The 7808-nt window shown below is 49.4% G+C and carries 6 protein-coding genes, 1 tRNA gene and 1 rRNA gene; all 8 read right to left on the reverse strand.

Features of this window, described 5'->3' with window-relative positions:
* Positions 1 to 100 precede the first annotated feature (100 nt).
* Positions 101 to 185, reverse strand: a tRNA-Ser gene (locus PUT07_RS33465).
* A gap of 84 nt (positions 186 to 269) precedes the next feature.
* Positions 270 to 1550, reverse strand: coding sequence for a serine--tRNA ligase (gene serS, locus PUT07_RS33470; protein WP_274473148.1), 1281 nt, complete (start codon positions 1548 to 1550; stop codon positions 270 to 272).
* 91 nt (positions 1551 to 1641) lie between these two features.
* Entirely contained in the window at positions 1642 to 2220 is a 579-nt protein-coding gene (gene pdxT, locus PUT07_RS33475; protein WP_274473149.1) for a pyridoxal 5'-phosphate synthase glutaminase subunit PdxT, read from the reverse strand.
* Positions 2220 to 3101, reverse strand: a complete 882-nt coding sequence (pdxS, locus tag PUT07_RS33480; protein WP_274473150.1) for a pyridoxal 5'-phosphate synthase lyase subunit PdxS — start codon at positions 3099 to 3101, stop codon at positions 2220 to 2222. The genes pdxT and pdxS overlap by 1 nt, the downstream gene beginning before the upstream one ends.
* Positions 3102 to 3218: 117 nt before the next feature.
* A complete protein-coding gene (locus tag PUT07_RS33485; RefSeq protein WP_274473151.1) occupies positions 3219 to 4547 on the reverse strand; it encodes a D-alanyl-D-alanine carboxypeptidase family protein in 1329 nt (442 codons plus the stop codon).
* Between the two features lie 108 nt (positions 4548 to 4655).
* Positions 4656 to 6113, reverse strand: coding sequence for an IMP dehydrogenase (gene guaB / locus PUT07_RS33490; protein ID WP_274473152.1), 1458 nt, complete (start codon positions 6111 to 6113; stop codon positions 4656 to 4658).
* Positions 6114 to 6266: 153 nt separating this feature from the next.
* Positions 6267 to 7484: a putative glycoside hydrolase gene (locus PUT07_RS33495; protein ID WP_274473153.1), complete on the reverse strand. Its 1218-nt coding sequence runs from the start codon at positions 7482 to 7484 to the stop codon at positions 6267 to 6269.
* A 198-nt stretch (positions 7485 to 7682) separates the two neighbouring features.
* A 5S ribosomal RNA gene (gene rrf / locus PUT07_RS33500) occupies positions 7683 to 7799 on the reverse strand.
* Positions 7800 to 7808 lie beyond the last annotated feature (9 nt).

The raw sequence follows: 7808 nt of genomic DNA on the forward strand, positions 1-7808 counted from the left end.
TACAGGGTGCCTTGTACAAATAAAAAACGCACCAGACCGTGTAATCAACAGTCCGATGCGTTTCAGTTGTGGATACCCTATTAAGGGTATTGCCGGTTTACGGAGAGGGTGGGATTCGAACCCACGGAGGCTTGCACCTCGGCGGTTTTCAAGACCGCTGCCTTAAACCACTCGACCACCTCTCCACGATAAGGTGTCTCCGGTAGCGGAGACAACCTCGTGCAGTGACAAAAAGCATTGTAGCATATTTATCAGGGAACAATCAAGTGCTATTTTTTCGCAATCACTTTCACATTGTTCATGTATGGAACGAGCACTTCCGGAATAACAACCGAGCCGTCCGCCTGCTGATAATTCTCGAGAATTGCCGCTACGGTACGTCCTAGCGCCAAGCCTGAACCGTTCAGCGTATGTACGAATTCCGGCTTCGACTTCGCATCCCGGCGGAAGCGAATGTTCGCTCTGCGGGCTTGGAAATCCTCGAAGTTGCTGCAGGAGGAAATTTCGCGGTAAGCGCCGCTGTTCGGCAGCCATACTTCCAAGTCGTATGTCTTCGCCGACGAGAAGCCGATATCCCCCGTGCAGAGGGCCAACACACGGTATGGCAGCTTCAACAGCTGCAGTACGCGTTCAGCATTGGCTGTGAGCTTCTCCAGCTCGTCATACGAATCTTCCGGTTTGACAATCTTCACGAGCTCGATTTTGTTGAACTGGTGCTGTCTGATCAAGCCGCGCGTATCTCTTCCCGCAGATCCCGCTTCCGAACGGAAACAAGCGCTGAACGCTACGAAATTAACCGGAAGCTGTTCCCCCGTCAAAATATCATCCCTGTGATAATTCGTCACCGGTACTTCCGCCGTAGGAATCAGGAAATATTCCGAATTCTCTACTTTAAACACATCTTCCTCGAACTTCGGAAGCTGACCCGTGCCCGTTAAGCTGTCACGGTTCACGATGTACGGAGGCAGCATTTCTTCATATCCATGCTCATCGCTGTGCAGGTCCATCATGAAGTTGATCAATGCGCGCTCCAGTCTTGCACCGAGTCCTTTATAGAAAACGAATCGCGAGCCCGTGACCTTCGCAGCGGCTTCAAAATCCAGAATGCCCAGCTCCTGCGCAACTTCCCAATGCGGCTTCACTTCGAAGCCGAACTGCGGAATCTCGCCTACCCGACGCAATTCTACGTTCTCTTCTTCGGAGCCGCCTACAGGAACACTGGAATGGGGCATATTCGGGATGGAGAGCAGTACCTGCTGCAACGACTCGTCCAAGACGCGAATCTCGTCATCCAGCTCTTTGATGCGGTCTCCGACAACCTTCATCTCCTGGATGAGTTCGTCGGCATTCTCGCCCGATCTCTTGCGGCCCGCGACCTCCTGCGAGACCGTATTGCGGCGGTTCTTGAGCTGTTCGGTTTCCTGGAGCAGCTCTCTGCGTTTCAAATCCAATTCTGTGAAACCGTTCAGCTCTTCAATCTGCTTGCCGCGGTTTCGCATAGCAGCTTGCACGGCTGCCAAATCGTTTCGAAGTAACTTTACATCAAACAAGGAGATTCCTCCGTTAGCGCAAAATGGTTGAATATGGAAGCAAGCACCCTTCCCGGAGCAACCGGAGTTATCAAGGTGCTTGAACCATTATTTATGCTTGGCTTTGGTTAACCATATCTAAGAAATAACTGTGCAGACGGAAGTCGTCTGTCAGCTCCGGGTGAAACGATGCTGCAAGAAGATGGCCTTGCTGCGCCGCGACGATCTGGCCATTGTACGTAGCCAGCACGTCAACTCCCGGTCCCACTTTCTCAATCAGTGGGGCACGAATGAACACCGCACGAACGTTCTCGTCAATGCCTTTGATCGGCAGATCCGTCTCAAAGCTTTCACGCTGACGGCCGAACGCGTTGCGAGCCACCGTCATGTCCATCAGCTCCAAATGAGCCTCCGGCTGGCCGGAAATCTCTTTGGCGATGACAATTAACCCTGCGCAAGTGCCGAAGATCGGCTTGCCTGCCGCAGAGAAATCCCGAAGCGCCTCGATGAATCCATACGTGCGCATCAATTTGCCGATTGTCGTACTTTCACCGCCCGGCAAAATAATGCCGTCGAGATCAGCCAGCTGCTCCGTACGTTTCACCACAACGCCTTCGGCGCCAGCCTGCTCGATACCGCGAATATGTTCTGCTACCGCGCCTTGCAGCGCGAGAACCCCAATTTTCTTCATTACCAGCCGCGCTCCTGCATACGCTCGGAAGCTTGCAGCTTGGAAATCTCGATTCCCTTCATAGGGCTGCCAAGACCTTTGGAGATTTCAGCAATCAGTTTGAAATCCGTATAGTGCGTTACAGCTTCTACGATTGCTTTTGCGAACTTCTCAGGGTTGTCGGATTTGAAAATACCGGATCCAACGAACACGCCGTCAGAACCCAAGTGCATCATCAAAGCAGCATCCGCTGGAGTTGCAACACCGCCCGCAGCGAAGTTAACAACCGGCAGCTTGCCTGTTTCATGAACTTGCAGCATTAATTCATATGGAGCACCAAGCGTTTTGGCTTCAAACATCAGCTCGTCCTTGGACATGCCTTGAACTTTGCGGATTTGGCCTTGAATCATACGCATATGACGCACAGCTTCCACGATGTTGCCTGTTCCAGGCTCGCCTTTGGTACGAAGCATCGAAGCACCTTCACCGATCCGGCGAAGAGCCTCGCCAAGATCACGGCATCCGCAGACGAAAGGAACCGTGAAGTCACGCTTGTTGATGTGATACACTTCATCCGCAGGTGTCAAAACTTCGCTCTCATCGATATAGTCAACGCCCAGAGATTCCAGGACTTTCGCTTCTACAAAGTGTCCGATTCTTGCTTTCGCCATAACCGGGATAGTGACGACTTTCATGACTTCTTCCACGATAGTCGGATCAGCCATACGGGATACCCCGCCAGCCGCACGAATGTCAGCAGGTACGCGCTCAAGCGCCATAACAGCGGAGGCACCAGCTGCTTCTGCGATCTTTGCTTGCTCAGCGTTCATAACGTCCATGATGACGCCGCCTTTTTGCATTTCGGCCATACCTGTTTTAACGCGGGATGTTCCTGTTTCCATTCTTTATTTCCTCCTATACCTTAGTGCAAATTTTACAGTTTGCTACACGTTTCGATAGTAAACTTCTAAACAATCATTTTACATGAAGGAGGGTCATTATACAACCCATTATCTGGACTAGGAACCGCCCTTGATCCCTTTAAACATATCGCTGAAGAAGTTCTTAATGGAGCGGAACAACAAGCGGATCCAGCTGCCTTTCTCGACATCATTATTGGCTACAAGATCTACCGTTTTGACTTGGCCGTTGTAATCTACAGTCGCCTTCCCGAGCACATCGCCTTTCGCAATCGGAGCTACCAATTTGCTTTCTTCCAGAGCTTCAGCCGTAATTTTGAAATCCGTGTCTTTGGCGCCTTTTTTCGTAACGAAGGTAAGTCCATCTTTGGTTACGACCGGCACTTGCGTTTCCACGCCTTTCTTAATGTTTACGATTTTCAAAGAATCTATTTCTTGATTCGCCTTCAGGTAAGGTTTGATTTCGAAATTGTTGAAACCATAATCGAGGAGCTTCCTTGTTTCATTGAAACGCTCCGGCTCCGTTTTGGTCCCCATGACCACCGTGATAAGCCGCATTCCGTTGCGCTCCGCTGTCCCGGTGAAGCAGTAGCCGGCATCATCGGTGGAACCTGTTTTCAAGCCGTCCAGTCCTTGATAGGCGTATTTTTTGAAATTGGTGTTCGTTGAGTTTCCTTCCAACATCCAGTTCCAGTTGATCATTGCCGTTTTATCGGTAGGTCTTAATTTCAACGTAGGAATTTTCGTGAACTCTAGAATCTCCTTGTGATCCTTGAGAATGTTATAAGCCAGAATCGCGGAATCCCGCGCCGTCATCTTCGTTTCACCTTCAATGGATTGCGGCGGATTCTTCAGATCCGCGCGAGACAATCCCGTAGCGCTGATGAAATGGGCCTTATCGGACATCCCCAGCTGTTTCGCCTTTTCGTTCATCATTTTCGCGAAGTTTTCTTCCGACCCGCCTCCAAGCAGCTCGGCGAAAGCGACAGAAGCATCATTCGCGGAATAGATGGACATCGCATTGAACATATCTTTGAAGGATAAGGTCTCATTCTCTGCAATCAGCTGCCCGGAGCCGATAACATCAGCAGCATTCTTAGAAGCCGTAACTTGTGATTCCCACGTGAATTTGCCTTCCTTAATGCTCTCCATAGCCAGATACTCGGTCATCATCTTAGCCATACTTGCCGGAGGCAGCGCTTCATCCGCATTCATCTCGTACAGTACGGCTCCTGTGCTGGCTTCCATAATAATGGCCGACTTGGCATTCACCTTCAGTTCGCTTCCAGTGGCTGCCGCGGTTGTTGCTGCAGGTGTCTTTGCATCTTCGGCATACGCCGGTTGTATATGTAAAAGTACGGATTGAGCGATCAAACTAACACCTAACACCAAAGCAACCTTTCTCTTCGTAAAACTTGGAAATCTCACAACTTCACTCTCCCTAGCAATTTTTATATCAGGTTATATTGTAACACACCCTATTAGACAAAAAAAAGAAGACGCAGGTTCAAAACCCGCGCCTCCATAATGTGACAATTACAAGGAATAGTTCGGTGCTTCTTTCGTAATTTGAACATCATGCGGGTGGCTTTCTTTCAAACCGGCGCCTGTAATCCGCACAAACTGCGTATCGTGAATCAGTTCTTGAATGTTACGGGCACCGCAATAGCCCATACCGGAGCGCAGGCCGCCAACGAGTTGGTACACGATATCGGCCAAAGGCCCTTTGTAGGCTACACGGCCCTCGATACCTTCAGGAACAAGCTTGCTCTCGTTCTCTTGGAAGTAACGGTCCTTACTGCCTTCTTTCATAGCGCCTAGCGAACCCATGCCGCGATATACTTTGAATTTACGTCCTTGGAAAATCTCCGATTCACCCGGACTTTCATCCGTTCCGGCAAACAAGCTGCCGATCATCACCGCACTAGCCCCGGCAGCAATTGCCTTGACCACGTCGCCTGAGTACTTGATGCCTCCGTCTGCGATAATCGGAACTCCGAATTCCGCAGCTGCTTGTGCGCAGTCGTAGATAGCGGTAATTTGAGGAACACCGATACCTGCGATGACGCGTGTCGTACAGATCGATCCAGGACCGATACCGACCTTCACCATGGAAGCTCCAGCTGCGATCAGATCGCGCGTGCCGTCGCCCGTCGCTACGTTACCCGCGATAATCGGCAGATCCGGATATGCCGCTCTAATCTTCTTCACCGTTTCCGCGATATTAATATGATGGCCATGCGCGGAGTCCACGACAATGACGTCAATTCCCGCTTTAACTAGCGCAGCTGCTCTCTCCATAACATCCTTGGATACACCGACGGCTGCGCCCACAAGCAAGCGGCCTTGCGCGTCTTTCGCCGAGTTAGGGAACTGAATCGCCTTCTCGATATCCTTGATCGTAATTAAACCTTTCAATTCGAAACTGTCATCCACAAGCGGAAGCTTCTCAATTTTATGCTTCTGCAGAATGCCTTCGGCTTGCTGAAGCGTAGTTCCGACGGGAGCTGTGACTAGGCCATCTCTTGTCATCACTTCGTTAATTTTGATGGAGTAGTCATGGACAAAGCGCAAATCGCGATTCGTCAAAATGCCGACCAGCTTATTGGCTTCATTCACGATCGGTACACCGGAAATCCGGTATTTCGCCATCAATTCCTCCGCATCATAGACATGATGGTCCGGCGTCAAAGAGAACGGATTCGTGATGACACCACTCTCAGAGCGCTTGACTCGGTCCACATGCTCCGCTTGAAGGTCGATGGACATATTCTTATGGATAATCCCGATACCGCCTTCTCTGGCCATAGCAATCGCAAGTCCGGATTCCGTTACCGTATCCATCGCCGAGCTGATGAACGGGATATTTAATTTCACATGCGGCGCAAGCACAGTCGAAACGTCGATCTCCTTACCGAACACTTCGGACTTTCTAGGCACGAGCAAAACATCATCAAACGTTAAACCTTCCTTACCAAACTTGTCTTCCCTCACAACACCTATTCCTCCTTAGATCTTTCTTTAAAAGATTTCAATACTAGCACCCTGCTAAGCTTATATGATTGCAATCTTAACAAAAGCCCTTTTTTCGTGTCAAGGAAAAGGACAAGTCTAGCGGTCGGCCGTCATCCGAATAAGAACATTCGGTTAACGATAGGAATAAATACTATTGGAATTCCACAGTAGGAACTGTTCCACACCCTGTTCCTTGGCCGCTTTGATCTGTTCCATCACATCGATGTAACCATAGGTCTTATGGGGCTTTACCCACGTTGCTGTAAAATCCTGATACCAAGGCCTGACTTCCGCTATAGAAGCTCCCGATTGCGATAGTACGGCATTTTTGACGTTCGCATCGCTGATGGCCTTATGAATAATAGCATAGGGCTGTAAGTCCGGATACTTCACCCCATACATCCCATTGGAGTAATGCGAAGGATAGAGCATCGGGGAAATGTAATTCACCTGCTTGCTGATCTTCGACCATTCCTGCCCTATACCCATGTCATTATCGGATGAGGTCGTTAATCCAAACACATCAGCCGACAGATAAGCTTGGCCGCCTACGCGTTCTTTCGCTTTCGTGAGGAAAGCTTCAATGACCTGGGCCTTCGTCCATTTCTTCGGATTATGAAAGCTGACTTCCGCATCCACCTTCTTGCCGTTTTCCGGAAATCTGACGTAATCGAACTGCACTTCGTCGAAACCCAGTTGAGCTGCTTCCATAGCGAGCTGCAAGTTATAATCCCAAACATCCTCTTTATAAGGATCGACCCATGCTACGCCCTTATTATCATGCCAGACTTGACCTTGATGGGTTTTCATCGCATACTCGCTTTTCTTCTTGCTCAAGTACGGATCCTTGAAAACAACGATGCGCGCAATCGTATAAATGTTCTTCGCCTTCAACCTTTGCAAAATCGAGCTCATATCCCGAATGATGATGTTGCTGTTCGCACTGATTTCATTCACCAGGGGCACCTTGGAGGCATATGTAACTTGTCCTGAATCATTCTTGAGATCGATGACCATGGCGTTCAAATCGGTTGAATCAACTAGCTTGATCAACTGCTCAAACTTTGTGCCTACGGCTGACCAAGCCGAAACGTAGATACCTTTCACTACCTGCTTGGAAGGCTTAGGTTTAGATTGAACTGCCTTAAGCGGCGAATGGCCGGCAGGTTGAACTTGCTTTACTTCTGCGATAGGAGCAGGAATCGTTCCACTCAAATTACTTAACGGCTGCAGGGAATCGGCTTCTGCTTTGGCCGCATCCATTTTAAGCGAGCAGGCGGTCGCGGTTTGAAGCATTGAATAACCAAATAGGACAATAGCTAACTTTTTCGAAAATATTGAAAAACCCATACAAGAATCCCTCCTTATAGGGCTAGTATGGGTTTATGTTCGGTATTGTACTGATGTCAAAAAAAGAGTATGTAAGGAACTATTCCCAATTACTTCGAATCCTTTACAAAGCTAGGAAATCGCTTATGCAATTGCAGCGACTTCGGCGAAAAACAAAAAAACCTTCCTGAGATTTCTCTCAGAAAGGCTTTCTCTCGTGCTTGGCAACGTTCTACTCTCCCAGAACCCTGCGGTTCAAGTACCATCGACGCTGGAGGGCTTAACGGTCGTGTTCGAGATGGGAACGCGTGGGTCCCCTCCGCCATCATCACCAAACAGTCAAAG

Origin of the sequence: Paenibacillus sp. MAHUQ-63 (assembly GCF_028765165.1) — a bacterium.
Lineage (GTDB): Bacteria > Bacillota > Bacilli > Paenibacillales > NBRC-103111 > Paenibacillus_E.

Bases quoted from the DNA above. Each gene is read 5' to 3' on its own strand.
- pdxT (WP_274473149.1), bottom strand. From the start codon at position 2,220: ATGAAGAAAATTGGGGTTCTCGCGCTGCAAGGCGCGGTAGCAGAACAT.
- pdxS (WP_274473150.1), bottom strand. From the start codon at position 3,101: ATGGAAACAGGAACATCCCGCGTTAAAACAGGTATGGCCGAAATGCAA.
- PUT07_RS33495 (WP_274473153.1), bottom strand. From the start codon at position 7,484: ATGGGTTTTTCAATATTTTCGAAAAAGTTAGCTATTGTCCTATTTGGT.